Source organism: Nocardiopsis sp. YSL2 (assembly GCF_030555055.1).
GTDB lineage: Bacteria > Actinomycetota > Actinomycetes > Streptosporangiales > Streptosporangiaceae > Nocardiopsis.
Window position 1 is genome coordinate 1,343,108 of sequence record NZ_JAMOAO010000001.1, and the last position, 20,853, is coordinate 1,363,960.

14 protein-coding genes and 1 riboswitch are annotated in these 20,853 nt (G+C 72.7%); of the genes, 2 read left to right on the forward strand and 12 right to left on the reverse strand.

The annotated features are described in order from the left end of the window. Positions 1-18: 18 nt before the first annotated feature. From M1P99_RS05785 to M1P99_RS05800, 4 genes are all read right to left on the reverse strand, one after another. Complete coding sequence (locus M1P99_RS05785) at positions 19-1,347, reverse strand: HD-GYP domain-containing protein (protein WP_304451640.1); 1,329 nt, start codon at positions 1,345-1,347, stop codon at positions 19-21. Beyond that, positions 1,347-2,717, reverse strand: a complete 1,371-nt coding sequence (locus M1P99_RS05790; protein ID WP_304455589.1) for an HD-GYP domain-containing protein — start codon at positions 2,715-2,717, stop codon at positions 1,347-1,349. Before M1P99_RS05790 ends, M1P99_RS05785 begins: the two co-directional genes overlap by 1 nt. Before the next feature lie 930 nt (positions 2,718-3,647). Further along, positions 3,648-3,965: a mycothiol system anti-sigma-R factor gene (gene rsrA, locus M1P99_RS05795; RefSeq protein ID WP_304451641.1), complete on the reverse strand. Its 318-nt coding sequence runs from the start codon at positions 3,963-3,965 to the stop codon at positions 3,648-3,650. Continuing rightward, the gene (locus tag M1P99_RS05800) at positions 3,965-4,636 is read right to left on the reverse strand and encodes a sigma-70 family RNA polymerase sigma factor (RefSeq protein ID WP_053615618.1); all 672 of its coding nucleotides are present in this window, start codon (positions 4,634-4,636) and stop codon (positions 3,965-3,967) included. The genes rsrA and M1P99_RS05800 overlap by 1 nt, the downstream gene beginning before the upstream one ends. Before the next feature lie 348 nt (positions 4,637-4,984). On the opposite strand from M1P99_RS05800, the gene M1P99_RS05805 reads away from it, so the two are divergent. Together M1P99_RS05805 and M1P99_RS05810 are read left to right on the forward strand one after the other, a co-directional pair. Continuing rightward, a complete protein-coding gene (locus M1P99_RS05805) occupies positions 4,985-5,806 on the forward strand; it encodes a methyltransferase (protein ID WP_304451642.1) in 822 nt (273 codons plus the stop codon). 158 nt (positions 5,807-5,964) lie between these two features. Continuing rightward, positions 5,965-6,936, forward strand: a complete 972-nt coding sequence (locus M1P99_RS05810; RefSeq protein WP_304451643.1) for an acetylxylan esterase — start codon at positions 5,965-5,967, stop codon at positions 6,934-6,936. An 80-nt stretch (positions 6,937-7,016) separates the two neighbouring features. On the opposite strand, the gene thiC is transcribed toward M1P99_RS05810, so the two are convergent. From thiC to M1P99_RS05850, 8 genes are all read right to left on the reverse strand, one after another. Next, a complete protein-coding gene (gene thiC, locus M1P99_RS05815) occupies positions 7,017-8,693 on the reverse strand; it encodes a phosphomethylpyrimidine synthase ThiC (protein ID WP_304451644.1) in 1,677 nt (558 codons plus the stop codon). Beyond that, positions 8,687-8,798, reverse strand: a riboswitch (TPP riboswitch). (Overlaps the previous gene by 7 nt.) 107 nt (positions 8,799-8,905) lie before the next feature. Next, positions 8,906-9,757 carry an SOS response-associated peptidase gene (locus M1P99_RS05820; RefSeq protein ID WP_304451645.1) on the reverse strand — a complete coding sequence of 284 codons (852 nt, stop codon included), beginning with the start codon at positions 9,755-9,757 and terminating at the stop codon, positions 8,906-8,908. A gap of 10 nt (positions 9,758-9,767) precedes the next feature. Beyond that, entirely contained in the window at positions 9,768-10,856 is a 1,089-nt protein-coding gene (locus tag M1P99_RS05825; protein WP_304451646.1) for a DUF3068 domain-containing protein, read from the reverse strand. Continuing rightward, entirely contained in the window at positions 10,853-15,382 is a 4,530-nt protein-coding gene (locus M1P99_RS05830) for an alpha-(1->3)-arabinofuranosyltransferase (RefSeq protein ID WP_304451647.1), read from the reverse strand. The genes M1P99_RS05825 and M1P99_RS05830 overlap by 4 nt, the downstream gene beginning before the upstream one ends. Then, complete coding sequence (locus tag M1P99_RS05835; protein WP_304451648.1) at positions 15,379-16,701, reverse strand: glycosyltransferase family 4 protein; 1,323 nt, start codon at positions 16,699-16,701, stop codon at positions 15,379-15,381. Before M1P99_RS05835 ends, M1P99_RS05830 begins: the two co-directional genes overlap by 4 nt. Before the next feature lie 214 nt (positions 16,702-16,915). Then, positions 16,916-17,056, reverse strand: a complete 141-nt coding sequence (locus M1P99_RS05840) for a hypothetical protein (protein WP_199725478.1) — start codon at positions 17,054-17,056, stop codon at positions 16,916-16,918. Continuing rightward, a complete protein-coding gene (locus tag M1P99_RS05845; protein WP_304451649.1) occupies positions 17,053-18,963 on the reverse strand; it encodes a hypothetical protein in 1,911 nt (636 codons plus the stop codon). Before M1P99_RS05845 ends, M1P99_RS05840 begins: the two co-directional genes overlap by 4 nt. Positions 18,964-18,991: 28 nt before the next feature. Next, positions 18,992-20,599, reverse strand: a complete 1,608-nt coding sequence (locus tag M1P99_RS05850; protein WP_304455590.1) for a GDSL-type esterase/lipase family protein — start codon at positions 20,597-20,599, stop codon at positions 18,992-18,994. Positions 20,600-20,853 lie beyond the last annotated feature (254 nt).

The window sequence follows — 20,853 nt, forward strand, 5'->3', positions numbered from 1 at the left end:
AGGCGCGAAGGCCCCGTCTCAAAGGCGCCCGAGCACCACGGCCAGCGCGTCCACCACGCGGGGGTCGTACTCGCTGTCGGTGTCCATCCGCAGCCGCTCCAGGACGGCGGCGCGGCGCTCCTCGTCGCTGTTGCCGCCCACGAGGTCGTCGAACGCGTTGGCGACCTTGATGATCCGGCTCCCCAGCGGCGGCACGCCCTCGTCCCCGTCCCCGTCCAGGGGCTCGCACTGGCGACGGACGAGCTCGGCGACGTTGTCCAGGACCCCGGTCTCGCGGATGATCGCCGACCCCAGCTCCGCGATGCGCCGCTGTTCCCGGGGGGAGGCCAGGACGGTCGCCCCGCCCGCGATGGGCTCGCGCAGCGACAGCTGGCCGATGTCGTGCATCAGTGCCGCGTACTCCAGTTCCAGCAGCTGCGCCTCGACCAGGCCGAGCTCGCAGCCCACGGCGCGGGACAGGTTCCCGACCCGGCGCGAGTGGCCGTTCTCGACGTAGCCGCCGACCTCGGTGACCCGGCTGAGCGCGCGTACGGTCTCCAGGTAGGTGCGCCGCACCTCCGCGTGCCTGCGGAAGGCCACCTGCGACACCAGGAGGGGCGCGGTGAACACCAGGAGCCCCACGAGCCCGGTCACCGTGCAGGCCAGGGCGATGAGCACGCCGCTGGAGCCGATGGCGGCGCCCGCCGCGGACTGGGCGCGGATCTCGTCGCCGACGGCCACCAGGACCCTCGTGCGCAGCCGTTCGGCCCGCAGGACGGCGGCCACCAGGGTGTCCGTCATCCAGGCGAGCACGACCAGTGCCGCCATCAGGAGCGTCGCGGTCGCCGACGGGCCGACCAGGGACAGCCCTTCGACCAGGGGCCGGAAGGTGACCGCCAGCAGCATCGCAACGAGGACCCGCCGGGCGACGCCCTCGACCTGGGGGCCGCGGCCCACGGCCACGTGCGGCAGTTCGCCCAGCGCCACGCCCAGGGCGACCACGGCCACGACCTGCCAGGCCGGGTACAGGACCGGTTCGTCCCCCAGGCTCAGCAGCAGCGAGTAGCTGATCGCCCCGGCCGAGGCGATGGGCGCGAGTTCACGGTGGCCGGGCAGGGTGATGCGGGCGAGCTCCCCGACCGCGATCACCAGGCAGAAGGCCAGCGCCGTGTAGGGCCCGGTGAATCCGGTGACGGCCGTCCAGCCGACGGCGGCCAGGGCGCCCGCGCCCACCGCTCCGACCAGGACGGCGCGCACGGGCCGGTCGGTCCAGGGCACGCCCGCGCGCCGTCGGCCGGGCGGGCCCACCGCCGTCGGGTCCGTCTCGGATCCGGACGGCGCGGGGCCTTCGGACTGCCGCTGTGTCATCACCGGTCACGCCCGCCCGTCACTGCCTCGGCCGGGGCGGAGCCCGTGTCGGCGGGCGCGCCGGACGCGGGTGCCTGCGCGGTCCCGGTGTCCTGGTCGGCGGCGTCGGGCACGGGTGCCTCCGGGGCCTCGGAATCGGGACGATCGTTCCCGCCGTAGGTCCCGCCGGGCGGCTCGGCGATGTCCGGGGTCTGCCACCCGTCCCGCTCCACGGCCCGGACCAGCGCCTCGACCATCCGCGGGTCGAACTGGGTGCCGGCGCACCGCCGGAGCTCGGCGATGGCGTCCTCCACCGACCACGCCTGGCGGTAGGAGCGCGTGGAGGTGAGGCAGTCGAAGACGTCGGCGACGCTGATGACACGGGCCGACTCGGGGATCTCCATCCCCACCAGGCCCATGGGGTAGCCGCGTCCGTCCAGGCGTTCGTGGTGGTGGCGGATCCCGGCCAGGGCCTCGTCCAGGAAGCTGATCTCCCGGACGATCTCGTATCCGCGCGTGGGGTGCAGCTTGATCGCCGCGTACTCGTCGTCCGTGAGCTTGCCGGTCTTCTGCAACACCTTGGTGGGCACCCCGAGCTTGCCGATGTCGTGCAGCATTCCCGCGTAGCGGATCTTCTGCACCCGTTCGGCGGGCATACCCAGTTCGCGGGCGATCATCGCGGCGCCCTCGCCGACGCGCATGCTGTGGCCGCGGGTGTAGTAGTCCTTGGTCTCCACCGCCTGGCAGAGGGTGGCGAGGGTCGCCTCGTGCGCGCGGGCCTCACCGGACTGCTGCGCGAAGGTCCAGCGGGCGATGAACAGCGGAAGCAGGACCAGCAGCGGCGCGATGAGGCCGACGCCGCCCCACACGGCCGCGATGGCCAGGCCGAGCATCTGGTAGCCGATCGACGACAGCTCGACGGCCATCAGGGGGCGCCAGCGGAACCGGCCGCCGTGGCGCTCCCGGACCGCGCCCAGGGTCCACATGAGCAGACCGATGAGCACGGAGTTGACCAGCGTGTGGGTGAGCACGGCGGCGACGTAGGGGAACACGACGCCCGGGAAGTCCTCCCGGGCCGGTTCCCCCACGGTGCCGCCGAGCAGTACGTAGACGTGTCCGGCGGCGAAGGCCGCCAGTGCGAACTGGGCCCCGTTGAAGGACCGCTTGATCAGGCTCTGCCTGCGAATGGTCAGGCAGGAGGCGAAACCGACGACGGCCGCGCCGACCGGGCCCACCAGGACCACGGCGGCCAGTGACACCGCCGAGCTCGGTGAGATCCCGGCCTTGACGTCCGCGACGACGATCGTGCTGATCGATTCCGCGACCACGAACAGGACCGCGACGAAGACCAGGGTCTTCAGATCGATGCCCGAATAGGGCCCGACGAGCATGATGGTGACCGCACTGACAACGACGATTCCGACGTAGACACGCGCGCCCCCGGGAAGAGCCCGCACCCCCGTTCACCCCCCACCAACGACGACCGGACTGTCATGGTTTCACCGGTTCTGTTCTACCACCAAGACCATCCGGAGATGGTGGCCGCGACCCATTGGGTGATAGCGAGTGCCTGGATCATGTGTACGAACATGCTTGTCCCCTCTCCCCCGAAGCGGCCGCGCGCGAATTCCTCGGCGCGCGCCGCGTAAATTACCCCATTCGTTGGATATGGCGACCAGTTTAACGGGCCCTCACGCCCCCCTGATTCACCACAACCCGAACCGGCAGCACAAGGGCCCGCCAATTGGGTCATGGATTCCGAAACATGGAATTACGAATTCCATTAGTAATGATGACCAATGACTCTGAGTAATCAGGCGACATCGGACACTCGGCACCGATCCACGAACACAGCGGCGCCGAGCGCCACCCTCGCCTGCCCTCCAGCCAGCCATGACTACGTTCCGTGACCGCCCCGGCCGCGCGCACATCGGCCTGGTAAAAATCATTCCGAGTCGGTCACGACGGCGATTCGCCCGGGCGCTCCGGGCGTGTCGTGTCGGTACCGCCAAGTAACCACAGGCGCCGCCATGACCAAAACCCCGACAGGGATGGGGAATCCGACACGACGACCCCACAAACGGCGACAAACAGACCACACCACGACATAGAACATTAATCGCCATAAAATCCGGCATGCGCACAAAAAAGGCGACAGCTGGCATTCCAGCTGTCGCCGCTCTGTGTCGTCCGAAGGTCCGGCCGGCCGGGGAGGGCTCTTCTTCTTCCCACCCGTCTGCCGCCATCGCCCCCGGGCGCTACGCGAAGGGCGGTGCTTCCACCCTGGACCGAGGCCTCCGGCTCCGGCTTTTCCCGGAAGGTCAGGCTGGAGTCCCGGGGGACTCCAGCCGCTCGGCCCGCCCCTCGCGCGCCAATTCCTCGTTGCGGGCACGGGCCAGGCGCCCGAGCACCTTGTCGCGCAGATCCATGGGCACGGGATCACACCCGCAGTGCTTGGCGACGAGTTTCTTCACGGCCTCCTCGAGTCCGTACTCGTCCAGACAGGGTCCGCATCCGTCCAGGTGGCGGCGGATGTCCTCGCAGTTGCCCTCCTCAAGCTCCCCGTCGATGTACGTGTAGAGCTTGTCGAGCACCTCGCTACACGGGGTGTCGTGGTCCTTGCCGTGGCCGCCGCCCATCACCGATCTCCTCGATCCGACCCAGTCGCCTCAACCCGTCCGGCCGCGGACGATCCCGAGGCGACGGCACCGGCGGCCTCGGCCGCACGCGTCGCTCCGAGGAAACCGCGGTCCACCGCGTACTCCTCCAGCAGAGACCGGAGCTGGCGACGCCCTCGGTGCAGTCGGGACATGACCGTCCCGATCGGCGTCCCCATGATCTCGGCGACCTCTTTGTAGGCGAAGCCCTCGACGTCGGCGAGGTACACCGCGATGCGGAAGTCCTCGGGCAGCTCCTGGAGCGCCCGCTTGACGTCGCTGTCGGGAAGGTGTTCCAACGCCTCGGCCTCGGCCGACTTCAGGCCCGCGGCCGTGTGCGAGGCGGCCTGTGCCAGCTGCCAGTCCTCGACGTCCTCGGTCCCGGCCTGCTTGGGCTCACGCTGCTTCTTGCGGTAGGAGTTGATGAAGGTGTTGGTGAGGATGCGGTACAGCCACGCCTTGAGATTCGTCCCCTGTTTGAACTGGTGGAACGAACCGAACGCCTTGGCGAAGGTCTCCTGGACCAGATCCTCGGCGTCTGCGGGATTGCGGGTCATCCGCAGGGCGGCGGAGTAGAGCTGGTCGAGAAAGGGCAGAACATCCCTCTCGAAGCGCTCGTCCCGCTCCTCGGCTGTCTCTTGGCCCTGTTCCAAGCCCGTCGGCCTCCTCGCGCTGGTCCCAGCTGCGGCATCCATATCCACACGATACGATCCCACACCTGTGACCCGCGCATCGGCGCCACGTGGCGCCGACACCTCTTCCTCGCGTACGAGGCACGCACCGGCTGTCGCCATGGTCTGGCGCTCCTCCTTGTGATCTCACCCTCATCGGCCCGGCTTCCTGGCTCCGGGCGCGGTGTCGATCTCAACAACGCGCCCCCCGGACTGATTCCGCCCTGGGCGAAGCCGGTACCCGCGACCTGCACGACTTTGTCGTTTACCTCGGTCGACGAGGTGAGGCATGGCAGAGTGCGGGTAGGACCAATGAAGGATGGGAGAGGAGTGCACGTGCGTCCGTCCTCGACTCCGGCGTCCGATCGCCCCCGGTCCCCCGCCGCTCAGTTCGCCACCCCCGACCGACTGTCGGACTACTGGCGTTTCTACTGGGCTGTGGCGGAGGCTCAGACGGCGCGCTGGCTCCCGCCCACACCCTCGCGGCTGCTCGACCTGTCCAGCCCCGACTTCCAGGGCACACCCCGTGCCGTGGCCGCCGGACACGACGTGGTCACCCTGCTCCCGTCGCTGGACCTGGCGCTGCGCCGCCCGCTCACCCTGGTGAACGGGCACGCCACGGTGCCGCCTCCCGCGCGCAGGGGACGGCTGCGCCGCGTCGTGGGCGACTCCGACTTCCTGCGCGGATTCGCCTCCGAGGCCTTCGACGGCGTCATCGCCGACAACCGCGTCCTGTCCCGGCACCTGGCCACCGAGTCGTCGCTGGCGGAGGTGGCCCGGGTGCTGCGCCCCGGCGGCCGGACGCTGGTGAGCGTCGACTCGGTGGTGCTGGGCATGGCCCTGCTGGCCGAGCAGGACTGCTGGCCGGAGCTGAGCCACGCTCCGAGCGCCGACGTCCTGCTGGTCCCGTGGCCGGACGGTTCCATCACCCGGTGCTTCACCGGCGAACAGCTCACCGAGACCCTCGTGGACGCGGGTCTGGAGTTGGAGTGGATCAAGCCGCGCACGGTCCTGTCGGCGTCGACGGTGGAGATGATGCTGGCGCGGGACCCGCGGTCGATGGGCCGCCTGGTGGAGATGGAGCTGAGGGCCACCGAGTCCGACGACTACGTCGGCGTGCACATGGTGGCCAGCGCCCGCAAACCGGACTGACCGGCGGCCGGGGGCCGGTCGGCGCCCCGACGGGAGCGCCCGCGCCCTCGTCGTCCTGGTCACCGACGCGTTGGCCACCGCCCTGGTCGCCACCCCTGGAAAGCGCTTACGCTAGCGTTCGGTGACCCGCCGGCCCCCGCCACGGACCCTGGAGAGACATGGCTCTGTTCGACCTCCCCCTCGACGAACTCCGGACGTACACACCCGAGCGCACCGAGGCAGCCGACTTCGACGACTTCTGGAGCAAGACGCTCGCCGAGGCCGCCGAGTTCGACCTGTCCCCGGAGTTCACCCCCGCCGACACCGCTCTGACGGGCGTCGAGGTGTACGACGCCTCGTTCTCCGGCTGGGGCGGCCACCGGATCAACGCCTGGCTCCTGGTGCCCAGGGGCGCCGACGGTCCCCTGCCGTGCGTCGTCCGCTTCATCGGCTACGGCGGCGGCCGGGGCTTCGCCGAGGACCACACCGTGTGGGCCGCCGCGGGCCACGCCGCCCTGATCGTGGACAGCCGCGGCCAGGGCGGGGCCGCCCACCACGCGCCCGGCGCCACGGCCGACCCCGACGGCGGCGCGTTCGCGCAGGCGCCCGGGATGATGACCCGGGGCGTGCTGGACCCGGCGACCTACTACTACCGGCGGCTGTTCACCGACGCGGTGCGGGCCGTGGACACCGCCGCCGGCCACCCGGCGGTCGACGCCGACCGGGTCGCGGTGTCGGGCGGGAGCCAGGGCGGGGCCATCGCCCAGGCCGCGGCCGCCCTGCACCCCGGGGTGCGGGCGGCCGTGATCGACGTTCCGTTCCTGTGCCACATGCGCCGGGCCGTGGAGATCACCGGCAAGGAGCCCTACGCCGAACTGGTCCGCTTCCTGGCCGCCCACCGCGGCCAGGAGGAGCGGGTGATGCGCACGCTGTCCTACTTCGACGGGATGAACCTGGCCGCGCGCGGGCGGGTGCCCGCGCTGTACTCGGTGGCCCTGATGGACGAGGTGTGCCCGCCCTCCACCGTGTTCGCCGCCCACAACCACTGGGCGGGCCCCAAGGACATCACCGTGTGGCCCTGGAACGGCCACGAGGGCGGCGGCGGCGAGCAGATGCGCGCCCAGCTGCGCTTCCTCGCCGACCTCGGCTGACCCCGGTCCGGGGCCGGGCCGAATCCGGCCGGTCCCGGACCTGCCGCCGCCCGCACCGGGCGGCGGCAGGCGCCCGGGCCTCAGTCGGCCAGGGGCAGGTACACCCGGTTGCCGTGCTCGGCGAACTCCTCGGACTTGTCCGCCATGCCCTTCTCGATCGCGGCGACGGTGTCCAGTCCGTTCTCCTCGGCGTACTTGCGCACGTCCTGGGAGATCTTCATGGAACAGAACTTCGGCCCGCACATGGAGCAGAAGTGCGCGGTCTTGGCCGGCTCGGCGGGCAGGGTCTCGTCGTGGAAGGCCTGGGCCGTCTCGGGGTCGAGGGCGAGGTGGAACTGGTCCTGCCAGCGGAACTCGAACCGCGCCTTGGACAGCTCGTCGTCCCACTCCTGCGCCTTGGGGTGGCCCTTGGCGATGTCGGCGGCGTGCGCGGCGAGCTTGTAGGTGATGACGCCGGTCTTGACGTCGTCGCGGTTGGGCAGGCCCAGGTGCTCCTTGGGAGTGACGTAGCAGAGCATCGCGGTGCCCAGCCAGCCGATCTGCGCGGCACCGATGGCGGAGGTGATGTGGTCGTAGCCGGGCGCGACGTCCGTGGCCAGGGGGCCGAGCGTGTAGAACGGCGCCTCACCGCACAGCTCCTCCTCCAGGCGCACGTTCTCGGCGATCTTGTTCATCGGCACGTGGCCCGGCCCCTCGATCATCACCTGCACGTCGTGCGCGCGGGCGATGTGCGTGAGCTCGCCGAGCGTGCGCAGCTCGGCGAACTGCGCCTCGTCGTTGGCGTCGGCGATGGAGCCGGGGCGCAGGCCGTCACCGAGGGAGAAGGTGATGTCGTACTCGCGGAAGATCTCGCAGAGTTCCTCGTAGTGCGTGTAGAGGAAGCTCTCCCTGTGGTGGGCCAGGCACCACGCGGCCATGATCGAGCCGCCGCGCGAGACGATGCCGGTGACGCGCCGGGCCGCGAGCGGCACGTAGCGCAGCAGCACGCCCGCGTGGACGGTCATGTAGTCGACGCCCTGCTCGGCCTGCTCGATGATGGTCTCGCGGTAGACCTCCCAGCTCAGAGCGGTGGGGTCGCCGTTGACCTTCTCCAGCGCCTGGTAGATCGGAACCGTGCCGATGGGGACCGGCGAGTTGCGGATGATGCGCTCGCGGGTCTCGTGGATGCGCTTGCCGGTGGACAGGTCCATCACGGTGTCGGCGCCCCAGCGGGTCGCCCACACCATCTTCTCGACCTCCTCGGGGACGGAGGAGGTCACCGCCGAGTTGCCGATGTTGGCGTTGATCTTGACCAGGAAGTTCTTGCCGATGATGGTCGGCTCGGACTCGGGGTGGCAGCGGTTGACCGGGATCACCGCCCGGCCCAGGGCCACCTCCTGGCGGACGTACTCGGGGTCCATGCCCTCGCGGGCGGCCACGAAGCGCATCTCGGGGGTGATGGTCCCGGCCTTGGCGTGGGCCAGCTGGGTGACCGCCCCGTTGACGGGTTCCCTGGACTCGATCCAGGCCTGGCGGGTCCTGGGCAGCCCTGCGTGGACGTCGATGAGCGCGGAGTCGTCGGTGTACGGGCCTGAGGTGTCGTACAGGTCGAAGTGGCTGCCGTTGCTGAGTTCCACCCGCCGCTGCGGAACGCGGAGCGTGAGCCCCTCGGGGGTGTCGATCTCCCGGTGGACCTTGGTCGATCCCATGATGGGACCGGTGGTCACCTGGTGCACGTCGGTGGTGGAACCGGTGTCGCGGCCGTCAACAGCCGTCATGGCATGCCTCCCTACGTCGGAATTACCCGAACAGGTTCTGCGGTCGGCGACGCCCTTGAGCCGCCCTCTCAGCCCGCCATGGTGCGAGCTCCCGCGTTGCTTATTCACATATGGCACGTCACGCGTGCGGTGGCGCCCCGTGGGTGCGCCCGGCCCTGTGGCCTCGCACACCATATCCGCCTCCCACCGGGACCTGTCCAGGGGCCCGGGGGTCAGAAAAGTGTGTCCGGCTCCGGTCCGGCGGTCCCGGCGACGGGGGTGAGCAGGTCGGGGGTGTTGTTCTTGATGGTGTTGACGTCGGTGGAGACCTCGTCCACGTCGAAGGCCTCGGCCGGGGTCTGCGCGAGCACGTGGAGGAGGTCGTCCGGCTCCGCCCGCGGGTCCAGCCAGGTCGACCAGGTGGCCGAGGGCAGGATGACGGGCATGCGCTCGTGGATGTGGGCGAGGGCGGGCGCGGCGTCGGTGGTGACGACCGCGCAGCTCCAGAGCCAGGCGGCGGGGTCGTTCTCGTCGGCTTCGGGGTCGCGCCACCGCTCGAAGATCCCGGCCATGGCCAGGGGCGCGCCGTCCGGGTAGTGGATGGCGTAGGGCTTCTTGGCCGCCCTGGCCTTGCGCTTCTTGTGGTGGGGGTCGGTGACGGGTGAGGTGCTGGCCTCCACCCGGCCGTCCTTGCCGACCAGCTGCCACTCGTAGTAGGCGTCGGCGGGCAGCAGGCAGCGGCGGCGGCGGAAGGCGGTACGGAAGGCGGGCTTGTCGGCGATGGTCTCGCTGCGCGCGTTGATCATCCGGTAGCCGATGTTGCGGTCCTTGGCCCAGGAGGGGACCAGGCCCCAGCGCATGGTGTGCAGGGAGGCCGGTCCGGGCTCGGCCGGGCCGGTGCCGCGGGGCGGTGGACCGAGCACCGCGTACACGGGTCGGCCGGGCGAGATGTTGTAGTCCGGCGGCAGCTCCTCCAGTGGCGGCCAGGCCCGGGGATCGGGATCCTCGGGCAGGGCCTCCTCGGGCAGGTCGAACGCGAGCTGGAGCTCGTGCTGGTTCCGGGACTGGGCATAGCGACCGCACATGGGTGTGATCCTACGGCTCAGCCCCGACATCCTCGCGGGGCTCCGCCGGGCCGTCACCGCCGCCGGCGGGGTCGGCCCTCCCGTGCTCCCGCGCGGCCCCGGACCCGGTCGGCTCCGGGGTGTCGGCCCCGGACGGGGAGCCGGTGTCCCGGGCCCGCCAGGCGCGGACCAGCCCGACCAGGACGGCCGCTGCGCCCAGCGGCCCCAGGACCGCGGGCGCCCACGAGTCCAGCGCCCGGAGCAGGACCGACCGCACGCGGGCCTGTTCGGCGTTGGCGGCGACCTGCGGCTCCTCCAGGACGAGTTCGGCGCGCAGCAGCGGGACCTCCCCGCGGCCGTCGCGCGGGCGCAGGCTCTCCTCCCGCTGCTCCGCGGCGTGGACGACGATGCCCGTGACGGGCTCCACCCAGAACGTGCGCGTGACCTCCAGCCACCGGGTGGCGGTCACGGTGCCCTCGGCACCGGCGGCGAACAGCGCGGCGGGTACCGGGCGTGCCGAGTCGGGGACCTGGGTGGCGTCCACCGACTGGGTGTACCGGCCCACCCGGAGCCCGGCGACCTCGTCCCAGTCGTCGAACTCCAGGGGCGGGGCGGAACGCACCTCGGCGTCGTAGTAGGGGTAGTCGCCCGCGGGCGCGCCCGCGGGCCAGAAGTACACCAGGCCCGCCTGCCGGACGGCGCGGTCCCCGTTGACGTGCTCCCCGCAGCAGTTCACGGCGCGCCCCGTCTCCCGGTCGACGATGACGCGCCGACTGGAGTGGTCGATCATGCGGTCCGGCAGCGAGGTGTCCACCACCATCTCCCACGCCGACCAGTCGCGCCCGTGCGCGGTGGCGTCCACCCTGGTCACGCGCCGCATCTCGACGCCCTCGACCCAGGCCCACCGGGAGGTGTCCAGGTAGCCGGCCTTTTCGTCGGTCATGGCCACCGTGAACTCGGCGGAGGCGGGGATGGGGGCGACGCGGTCGTAGACGTACAGCGGCAGCAGCGCGGCCAGGGTCAGCAGGAACGCCCCGGCGGCCACGACGAGCGTGCCCCTGGGCAGCGGCCGCCGCGCCGGGGTGAGGGGACCGACCTGGCTCCCGGTGTCGGCGGTCATGTCCGGGCCTCCTCGGTGTCGGGCGCCGTGGACCCGCCGGTGGCACGGCCCCCACCCGCGTGGCCGTCCGCGGTGACCGTGCCGTCGGCTACGCGGTCGTCGGCCGGGACCGCGTCGTCGGGCTCGGGCCCGGCCGGGTCCCGGGGCTCCGCGCCCGTGTCGGCGGGCACGTCGCGAGCGGTGCCGGACACCGCGCCCCCACCGGTCGCCGCGCCCGAGGCGGGACCGGTCCGGGCCCCGGCGCGCACGCCGGGCGGGTCGTCGTCGGCGTCCTCGTCGAGGCCGCGCTGGCCCAGGGCCAGCACCAGCCGCGCCAGCGCGGGCAGGCACAGAGCCTGGGGCACCCAGCCGCGCAGCGGGCCGCCGAACACCTGGGAGACGTCGTGGAAGGGCATGTACAGGGCCAGGTAGGTCCCGGCGCCCATCGCCAGTCCGGCCAGCGCCAGGGCCGCCGTCACCGTCCACGGCCCCGCCAGGTGGGGCAGCAGCCGGCCGCCCATGGACGGGCGCCCGGGTTTGGCGTGCCGCAGCCCCTTGGGGGCCTGGCGCCCCAGCCACCACATGCACAGCAGGATGACGCCGACCAGGGCGGCACCGGCCCAACCGGCCACCCACACTCCGTAGGCCAGGCCGAGGGGCAGGACGGCCCAGCGGCCGAGCCAGCCGGGCTCGGCGGCGGGCAGGGCGCGCTGCCCGCGCGGCGCCGACGCGCGCGCACGTCGGCCCCGGGGCCACAGGGCCACGATGACGAGTAGCGCGGCCAGCAGGAAGCCGACCAGCAGGGCCGCGTGGTAGGCGTTGTCGGGCGTGTACTCCAGCGTGACGGTGCCCGCGCTGCCCGCGGGCAGGACCCACGCCTGCTTCCAGCCCTCCAGCCGGACCGGTTCCAGTGGCCCGCCGGACCCCTCCAGCCGGGCCGTCCATCCCTCGTTGAAGTTCTCGTTGACCACGAGCAGGCTGTCCTCGTCGACGGCCACGTCGAAGCTGCGCCCGCTGGGGCCCCAGCCGTGCGTCCTCTCCACCCCGGCCATGGTGACCTCGGAGCGGTCGGCCAGAGCGTCGGCGGAGTCCACCACGGCCGAGCGGACCTCGTAGCGGTTGCCCGGGTCGACCTCGAGGCGGTTGGTGCCCCCGACCAGGTCGAGGTCGGTGCAGGACTCGTAGCGCAGCGGCAGTCCGGTGAGCTGGTCGGCGAGCGTGCCACCGCTGATGCGCGTCTCCACCCGCTGGTCGTTGACCCGCAGGGTCGGGCCCAGCCCGCACGCGGTGGCGGCGTCGCCCTCGGGCGCCGGTTCGACCGGGTCGACGCCGGGCAGGCCGATGGAGCCGATCTCCAGCGCCTGGCCCTCGGGCCGCTCGAAGGTGACGCGCAGGGTGTCGGTGGTCAGGGACGCGAAGTCGACGCGGCCACTGCCGTCGAGCCAGCCCTCGCGCACGGTGTCCCCGCCCTCGACGGTGACCCTGATCGGCCGCAGGACGCTGTCGGCGCGGGGGAAGTCGACCTCCAGGTACCCGAGGGTGGTGGGCTCGCCCAGGTCGATGTCGAGCCAGGGCTCCTTCTCCTCCGGGTCCGGGTACCAGACCGTGCTCTCGTCGTCGTCCAGCGCGCCCCGGCCCATCGACGCCGGGTGCTCCACGGCGGTGGAGGAGGAGGTCACCGTCGGATACCCGCCGGCGCGGTTGGCGGCGTTCTCCGCCTCGCGGGGGTCGGTGAGCACGACCTCGCCGGAGATCCGGTGCGACCCCGAGGCGGACTCCTCCGACAGCTCGAACGTGCGGTCCAGGCGGCGCGCGTCCTCGCCCCGCACCTGGAGCCGCGGGTTGCACACCCACACGTGGGAGCCCTCCATGCAGCCCGGCGCGGTGCCGGTGGAGCCGGTGAACACCAGGGTGCCGGTGTCGGCGGGACCCGGCACGACGAGGGTGCGGTCGACCTCCAGGCCGGGCAGGGAGAGGTCCGCGATGCCCACGCGCGTGCCGAAGCGGTACTCCGGTTCCCAGGCGAGTTCGTCCACGCGCACGCGCAGGGTCGAGGTGAGCCCGGGCGGGGCGACGAGGTCCTGGGGTTCGTCGGTCTCGGCGACCGGGACGTCGGCCTCGCCGTTGTCGGTGACGAGGGTGACCCGTGAGGGCGGCGGCTCGCCGGGCAGGTGCTCGAAGGTCATGCTGAGCCCTTCGAGGTCGCGCGGCTCGGAGAACTCGACCTCCAGCCACTCGCCGATGGCGCCCGTGAACGCGCTGGAGCGCCACGAGGTGGCCAGGTCGCCGTCCAGGGCCGCGTGCGGGGCGTTGCCCGGGTCGCGGTCGGAGCCGCGGGCGTCGGCGCCGCTCTCGGCGGAGGAGGCGGTGACCGAGGCGATGCCCAGGTCCTGGGCGTGGGCGACGTGGTTCTCCCACGCCGGATCGAGGATGTCGGGCGCGGGGACGTCGCGTTCGAGCTCCTGGTCCTCGGTCAGCGTCGCCGAGACGTTGCGGCGGACGTCGGAGTAGACGACCTCGCGGCGGCGGGCGGTGTCGGTGACGACCGTGTCGGCGGCGGAGATCTCCTCGGCGCCCGGGTCGTCGCCCAGCAGGACGGGGCGGTCGTCCGTGATCAGGCCCTGTTCGGCCAGGTGGAGCAGGGACTCGGGCCCGCCGGTCACGCGCACGGCCTCGTCGGCGGGGACGGTGCCGACGGTCGGCGCGGCGTCGGCGACCTCGTAGACCGTGAGCGCCTGATAGGGCTGGTCGAACCACTGGGAGGCGGACTGGTGGTCGAGGGAGCCGATGACCGGGCCGAACTCCGCCGCCTCGGTGATGCCGGGCGAGGTCCGCAGTGCCTGGTGCACGCGCGCGGGCCAGCCGCCGTTGTTGCCGGTGCGCTGGAGGTCGTTGCGAACGATGAGGTGGGTGACGCCCAGGCGGGCGAAGGTCTGGGCGAGTCCCGCCGATCCGCGCCCGGAGGAGACCCGCTGATCGATCTCGTGGGTGAGGCGGGAGACGCCCCCCGAACCCCAGGGGATGATCTGGTGGTTGGTCCAGGGGCCCGAGAGCAGGGGCTGCATGGGCTCGTCCAGGGGGCGGCCCCACTCGTACTCACCGCGCGCCGACCCCGGAAGCGCCATCGTCATGCCGCGTTCGTCGGAGCGCTCCTCCAGCCAGTCGGTGGCCTCGATCCAGTACTGGGGCATCCGCTCGAACCCTCCCGCCGGGGCGATGCCGACGGCGCCGATGGGCAGCAGCGTGACCAGGAAGGCGACGGCGGCCAGGGCCGCGACCGACCTGCGCACGCGCGCCGAGACGGGTGCCGAGCGCCGGTCGGCCCAGTCGCGGGCCACGACCACCGGCAGGTGGGCCAGTCCGAGGACGAGGGGCAGGCGGATCAGCGCGTCGAACTTGTGGACGTTGCGGAAGGGGGCGAGCGCGCCGTCGAGGAGGTCGCGCATGCTCCCCGCGAGGGGACCGGTCAGGTCGCCGGTGTGGCCCGCGACGATCACCGCCGTCCCGGTGAGGAGGCAGGCGATGAGGAAGAGGCGTTCGGGGGTGCGGCGGTTGATGAGTCCGGCCAGGCCGAGTCCGGCGACCAGGGCGGTGACGGCGATCAGCCAGGGGGTGGTGGACAGCTCGGCGCCCGAGGGCAGCGCGGTGTTGCCCTGGTCGGGCAGGAAGCCCATCCAGTTGGAGGTCCCGCGCAGCGCGTTGAGCAGCGAGGTGACGCCGGTGGTGACCGCGGCGTCCTCGGTGTAGGGCATGAACGAGTACACGTACCGCGACATGAGCAGCAGCGGGGCGATGTACCAGAACGAGGCCAGGACGATCGCGACCGACCACCAGGTGATGAGCCGCCGCTTGCGGGGGCCGCGGGCGCGTGTCAGGAGGTAGAGGCCGGGCACGACCAGCACCGCGAGCTCGGAGGCCGCGTTGGTGCCGCCGCACAGCAGGAAGGCCGCGCCGGACAGGAAGGCCATCCGCAGGGGGGAACGGCCCTGGCGGGCGCCGAGGATCAGGGGCAGCAGGATCCACGGCATGAGCAGCATCGGCTGCAGTTCGGCGGAGTTGTAGGACAGCAGCGTCAGCACGCGCGGCGCGAGGGCGTAGGCGAGCCCGGCGAGGATGCGGGTGTTGACGGTGCCCAGGCCCAGGGCTCCGGCGACCTTGTACACGCCGGTGAACGCGGCGACGAGCAGGACGGCCATCCACAGCCGCTGGATGAGCCAGTCGGGCATGCCGGCCAGGTCGAGCACCAGGTGGAAGGGGCCGTTGGGGAAGAAGTACCCGTAGGCCTGGTTCTGGATCTGCCCGAAGTAGGAGGCGTCCCACAGGAACAGTGCGCGCTCCAGGAACCCCAGCGGGTTGGCCGTCAGGTCGATCTTGGTGTCGCTGACGATCCTGCCGGGGTCGATGCTGGCCGCCAGCGCGCCCAGGAGCAGACACACCGTGAGGACCTTCAGCCGCGCCAGCAGCGTGTCGTCCAGTCCTCCGCCGGGGGCGGACGGTGCTCTGGAATCCTCCGGTTCGCGCCTGACGGTGGATTCCGCCGAAGTCACATCTTCTCTTTCTTGCCTGCCGCGGAGTCGTGGGTGCCGGGAGTGGTGGCCGGGTCGCCGAGCCGGAGTTCGGCGGCGACCAGCCGGGTCATCCTCGCGCCGCTGGCCTCCCAGGTGAACTGGGCGGCCCACGCCCGGCAGGCGCGGCGGACCTCCGCGGCCCTCCGGGGGTCGGAGAGCTCCTTGAGGGCCCGGTCGACCACGTCGGCGAGGTCCTCGCCGGCGCGTACCAGCCACCCGGTTTCACCGTCGCGTACCGAGTCGCGAAGTCCGTCCACATCGTAGGCCACGGTGGGGACGCCGAGCCGGGCCGCCTCGATGACGGTCAGGCCCCAGCCCTCGAACTCGGAGGCGGTGACGTGCAGGTCGCAGGAGGCCAGGAGGCGGTTCTTGTCCGCCTCCGGGAGGAAGCCGTGCAGGCGGACGGCGTCGCCGAGGCCGTCGTGCTCGATCTGGTCGGCGAGGTGCTCGCCCTCGGGGCCGCGGCCGATGATGTGCACGCGCAGGCCGGGGTGGGACCCGCGCAGGCCGGCGGCGAGGTCGACCACCCTGGAGACGCGCTTCTGCACGACGAGGCGGCCGAGGCTGACGATGGCAGGGCACCCGGAGGCGGCACCGTCGTCCCCGGCCGCGGCGGGCGGGGACGCGGGAGGGGGAACCGCGAGGGGGGCCGGGACGCCGCCGTTGTGGATGACCTCGATGGGCGCGCGCCAGCCGAGCTTGTCGCGCATCGCCGCGCGGGAGGACTCCGAGACGGTCACGGTGGTGCAGCCGCGGTACACGCGGGAGGCGACCGCGGACTCCATGAGGCGCCCGAACCAGGCGAGCGGCGCCGGGAAGTAGGCGTTGAACTGCAGGTCGTGCACGTGGTGGACGACGCTCACGACGCGGGTCCGGCGGCGCAGCACCAGCCGCGACAGGAACGGGATACCGTTCATGCAGTCGAAGGCGAGGTGGTACTCGCGTCGCCACAGGGCGAGCCAGGCCATGACGCGGGGGTAGACGGTGAACCGGCCGCCCATGCGGCGGATGACGATGCCGTCCTTGGTCTCCACCCGCGCCTGGTGGGGTTCGCGGCTCGTCAGGAAGGTGACGATGGCACCGCGTCCGGCCAGGTGCCGGCTGATCCGCCAGGCGTACTCCTCGGCGCCTCCGGCGGTGCTCTGCCAGGGGTCGCGCCAGTTGATCATGACGAGTCGCACACCGTCCAGGCGCGGGCCCTGGTCGGCGGGGGGTTCCGGAACCGTCACGGCCGCGGCCGGGGCGGTGACCGTGGGGGTGTCGGGTTCGACCCTGTGGTGGACCTTCTGGAAAACCACAAGCTCTCCTTCCGCGCGGGGCCGGTGGAAGTCGGAGGCAGTTGCCGTCCGCGCCTGGATGAACACTCGAAGTGAGGATCTGCGCGTAGCGCGGAGCGCACGCGGGACGGACCCGTCGACAGTCGGGTGGGATCGGGGCGGCCTGGGCCGCGGACCAGTGAGCGGGGCGCCCCGCGGGGAGCGAGGCGCCCCTGGTCCTCACTGCACGGGCGGCCTAGCGGTCGCCGTAGTTGTAGAGGGTTTCGTTCACCGGTTCCGCGGTCGCCGTCGACTCGGTGGCGAGCTCGGTGGCCACCACGGTGGCACCTCCCGCCAGAGCCGCGCCGATCACACAAGCGGCGATTACCTTGATCACTTGGGGATCTCCTTCCGCGCGCCCGGCTTCGAGGCGAAGCCGAAGCGCTGGAAACCGAGACTAGAACCTGATCTAGCTATAGACCAGATGATTGCCCCAACTGTAACTAACCCCCCGGTAACTTCCAACCCCGGAATGTCAGGTTTGTCCGCTTTGATGTGCTGTTCTGGGACCCGAAGTAGCGTCAGGTCCACAGAGTCCAGCACCACCTCCAGGCCAGAGCCCTGTGACCAGAACCGGTTATCAATAGGAGCCGAGACCACCACGTACCGCACACCCAGCCCACCCAGCGCGTGCGCGAGTTCCCCGGTCCGGCCCTCCTCGGCGAGCGCGGGCAGGCCGGTGGCGGGGTCCACCCGCAGGACACGCGCCGCCTCGCGGGCGCGCGCGTCCTCGCCCGCCACCACCAGCGCTCCCCCGTCGGGAGTGCCGACGACCAGGTCGTCGTTCCACAGCGTGCGGCGGTCGAAGGCCTTGGTCGCCGGATCGAGCACGACGACGGTCTCCCCCGACCACTCCAGGCCGCGGTAGGCGCTCCACGGGAGCACGAGCACGGCTCCGGGCACCTCGTCGGCCGCGACGGCCTCCTGGGCGCGCGTCCACGCCTGCGGGTAGTCCACCGGGGCCAGTCGGCCGCCCGCGCCCCACAGCAGACCGGGCAGGACCACGACCGGCGCCAGCACGGCGAAGGCCGCCACGGCCGTGCGCCACACCGCCGCCGGTGGGCGGGCCAGCCGATGGACGGCGGCGCCCAGGCCCAGCGCCTGCACCAGGGCGAGGGGGGCGACGTAGAGCTGACCGTCCCGCAGCGGGCCGAAGCCCGGCCAGAACTCGATCAGTTCCCGCAGCAGCGCCTGCCCGGCCGCACTCGCTCCCAGCAGGGCGACGGCCAGGCCGACCGCCGCCGCCACGGACAGGCCCGCCCCGAAAGCCGGGCGCTCGCGCCGCACCCACCACACCCATCCCGTGAGTGACACGAGCACCAGCAGCAGCCGCGCGGTCGCCGTCACCGGCTCGCCGTAGCCCGGGGGGACCGCGCCCGAGTTCCACACTCCGCCCAGCAGAGCCAGCGATCCCGCCACCCCGAAGGGAGTGTCCGAGCGCGCCGCGAAGGCCGCCGCTCCCGCCGGATCGGTCGCCGCCCCGCTCACCAGTGACGGCAGCAGCCAGGGCAGGGAGACCAGGACCAGTGCCAGGACCAGGAGCAGGACCCGGCCCCACCGGCGCGCGGTCGGCCCGCCGCGCCGCGCCCGCCCCGCCCGCGCGCCCTTCGGTGCGGCGGGGCCCGCCAGCGCGACGGGGCCCGCCGTCAGGGCGGTCAGGATCACCGAGGAGAAGCCGCCGACCGCCGCCGGGACCAGCGCGCACACCAGACGGGCCAGGGAGCGCCCGGCCGAACGCGGCCCCGCCGCAGCGAGCCCCGACACCGCGCCCACGACCCACGGCAGGCCCGCGTACCCGAGCAGCACCGCCCACTGGCCCAACAGCAGGCGCTCGGCCACGAAGGGGTTCCACACGTAGGCCACACCCGCCGCCGACGACGCCATCAGGGCCGGCACACGCCTCCGACCGCGATCCGGTGCCGGCTCCCGACCCGGAGCGTCCAGGGCTCCCAGCAGGAGCCGCACCGCACCCGCGCCGCCCACGGCGAACACCGCCAGAAGCGCCACCGCCTGCACCGCGTCCCCCGGCACCACCCACGAGGCCAGGGCCACCACCGCGTCGCTGGGAATCGCCCGGGGGAACCCGTCCGCCCCGCGCAGCACCGTGTCCAGGGGCAGGTCGGGCACGAAGACCATGTCGTAGCGCAGCACGTAGCCGGGACCGAGCGCGGGCCCCAGGGCCAGGACACCGGCGAGCACGCCCACCGCCCACGGCAGGAGCCGTACCGGCCACCGTCCCGTCATGCGCCGCCCCCGCTTCCCGGGCCGATCCTCAAAGGAGCACACTGTCGGAGAAGCGCCCCTCCACGTAGTCCCGATAGGACCTGACCACGACCTCGTAGTGACCGGACACCGTCGCCTCCCACCGGGTGTCCTCCCCCGTCGAGCCCTGCGTGCGCCATCCCTCTCCGTCCTGTGGCCCGCGGCCGTCCCTGCGCTCGCAGTCGATTCCCGGTGAGGGGGCGGGCGTCGGGGCCGTCGGAGGGTCGGGCTGCGCGGGGGCGGGATCGGGGACGGGCTCGGGGGCCGGGTCGGGCGGGGGTTCGGGCCGGGGTTCGGGCCGCGGCGTCGGTGTTTCCCGGTCCGGCGTCCGGGAGCCGTCGCCGTCGGGGGCCGCGTCCCCTGGCCGGGACCCGTCCAGGCCGTCGCGGGGCCGGCGGAACTCGTCGGCCGGCCCGCACTCCAGCGCCCGCAGCCACACCTCGTAGTGCGTGGCCTCCTCCACCGCGTCCCACTCCACGACCGCTCCGCCGTCGTGAACCCGCACACCGGTCGGCCCGGGGGGAGGATCGTCGTCCCAGAGGACCTGGACGGGCTCGGATTCCTCTCCCTCGTCCCGCCCCTTCACCGGCCGCACCACGAACTCGTAGCGGGCGCCGCTGAACAGCGCCTCCACGAGCACGGAACGGCGGTCGCCGTCGCCCTCCGCCACGGCGGGCAGGACCGTGGCCTCGTCGGGGTCGGGGGCGATCCGGCGCTGCACCACCCGGTAGCCGGTCGCGCCGGGCACGGACGGCCAGCTCAGCAGAAGCCCGTCGGCGGCCTCCTCCGCCTCGGGCTCGGGCGCCTCCAACGGGCCCACCGAGACGTTCGGCAGCGGCCGGGGGTAGGGCTCGCCCACGCCCAGCGGCTCGGCGAGGGCGTCGGCGAAGGCGGCCGCGATCTTGACCTCACCGCGCGCGTTGGGGTGGACCTCGTCCCAGTTGTCGTAGGAGGGGGCGTAGTCCCTGGCCACCTGGGCGACGATCACGGGCGACTCGGAGGAGGTCAACTGCTCGGCGAGGTCGACCACGCCCATGTTGAAGTGCGCGATCTCCTCGTTGAGGCGAGCGTCGTCGCCGGTGCCCTCGACCGGAGGAAGCTCGCCGACCACGAAGCGGGCCTCCCCCCGGACGACGCGCACCGTGGAGACCATCTCTCCGACGCCCTCCAGCGCGTGGTCCGCGCCGCCGCCGCGCAGCATGTCCTCCATGCCGGTCAGGAGCAGGAGGTAGTGGGGGTCGTGTTCGGCCGCGATCTCGGCGAGGTCGGCGGACAGCTCCTCGGAGGTGGCGCCCCACCGTGCGGCGTGCCCGGTGTCGAAGTCGGGATCGGCGTAGGTGCGGTCCCCGCCGTCCCCGTCCAGCCCGTGCATGTCGTCATGGGGTCCCACGAAGACGGCGTCGACGCCGCTCTGCTCCAGGTGCGTCCACAGGCGGTAGCGCCAGGTGAAGTCGCCGCTGCTGCCCTGGGTGAGGGAGTCCCCCACCGGCATGATGCGCAGCTCCCCCTCGGGCGGTCCGGGGACGCTGACGGGCTCGTCTGACCGCTCGTCCGCGCCGCCGCCGAGCCCGGAGTCGGTGCGGATGAGGAGGAGGGTGACCGCCATCGCGGCGAGCATGACGCCGAGCAGGCCGAGCGGTCCCGGTTCGAAACGGGCGGGCCCGTGGCTCCGGGTGAGCAGACGGCGCCAGGGGACGTCCCGCCACGGGAGGCCGCGCCAGTACGCCGGGGTGAACAGCCGTGCGGTGCGCGCCCACGTCGGCTCGCGCCGCTCCTCGGGGCCGGACGCGTCGCCCCTCCCCGGCTCGTCTGGGTCCGCCAACGTCACCCGATCCCTCACAGTCGCGCCGCGCGAGCGGCTCCGGAACAGGT

What these genes read in the sequence shown, in the direction of transcription:
- M1P99_RS05785 (WP_304451640.1), bottom strand. Translation starts at nt 1,347, where the DNA reads ATGACACAGCGGCAGTCCGAAGGCCCCGCGCCGTCCGGATCCGAGACG.
- M1P99_RS05790 (WP_304455589.1), bottom strand. Translation starts at nt 2,717, where the DNA reads ATGCTCGTCGGGCCCTATTCGGGCATCGATCTGAAGACCCTGGTCTTC.
- rsrA (WP_304451641.1), bottom strand. Translation starts at nt 3,965, where the DNA reads ATGGGCGGCGGCCACGGCAAGGACCACGACACCCCGTGTAGCGAGGTG.
- M1P99_RS05810 (WP_304451643.1), top strand. Translation starts at nt 5,965, where the DNA reads ATGGCTCTGTTCGACCTCCCCCTCGACGAACTCCGGACGTACACACCC.
- thiC (WP_304451644.1), bottom strand. Translation starts at nt 8,693, where the DNA reads ATGACGGCTGTTGACGGCCGCGACACCGGTTCCACCACCGACGTGCAC.
- M1P99_RS05820 (WP_304451645.1), bottom strand. Translation starts at nt 9,757, where the DNA reads ATGTGCGGTCGCTATGCCCAGTCCCGGAACCAGCACGAGCTCCAGCTC.
- M1P99_RS05825 (WP_304451646.1), bottom strand. Translation starts at nt 10,856, where the DNA reads ATGACCGCCGACACCGGGAGCCAGGTCGGTCCCCTCACCCCGGCGCGG.
- M1P99_RS05845 (WP_304451649.1), bottom strand. Translation starts at nt 18,963, where the DNA reads ATGACGGGACGGTGGCCGGTACGGCTCCTGCCGTGGGCGGTGGGCGTG.
- M1P99_RS05850 (WP_304455590.1), bottom strand. Translation starts at nt 20,599, where the DNA reads ATGCTCGCCGCGATGGCGGTCACCCTCCTCCTCATCCGCACCGACTCC.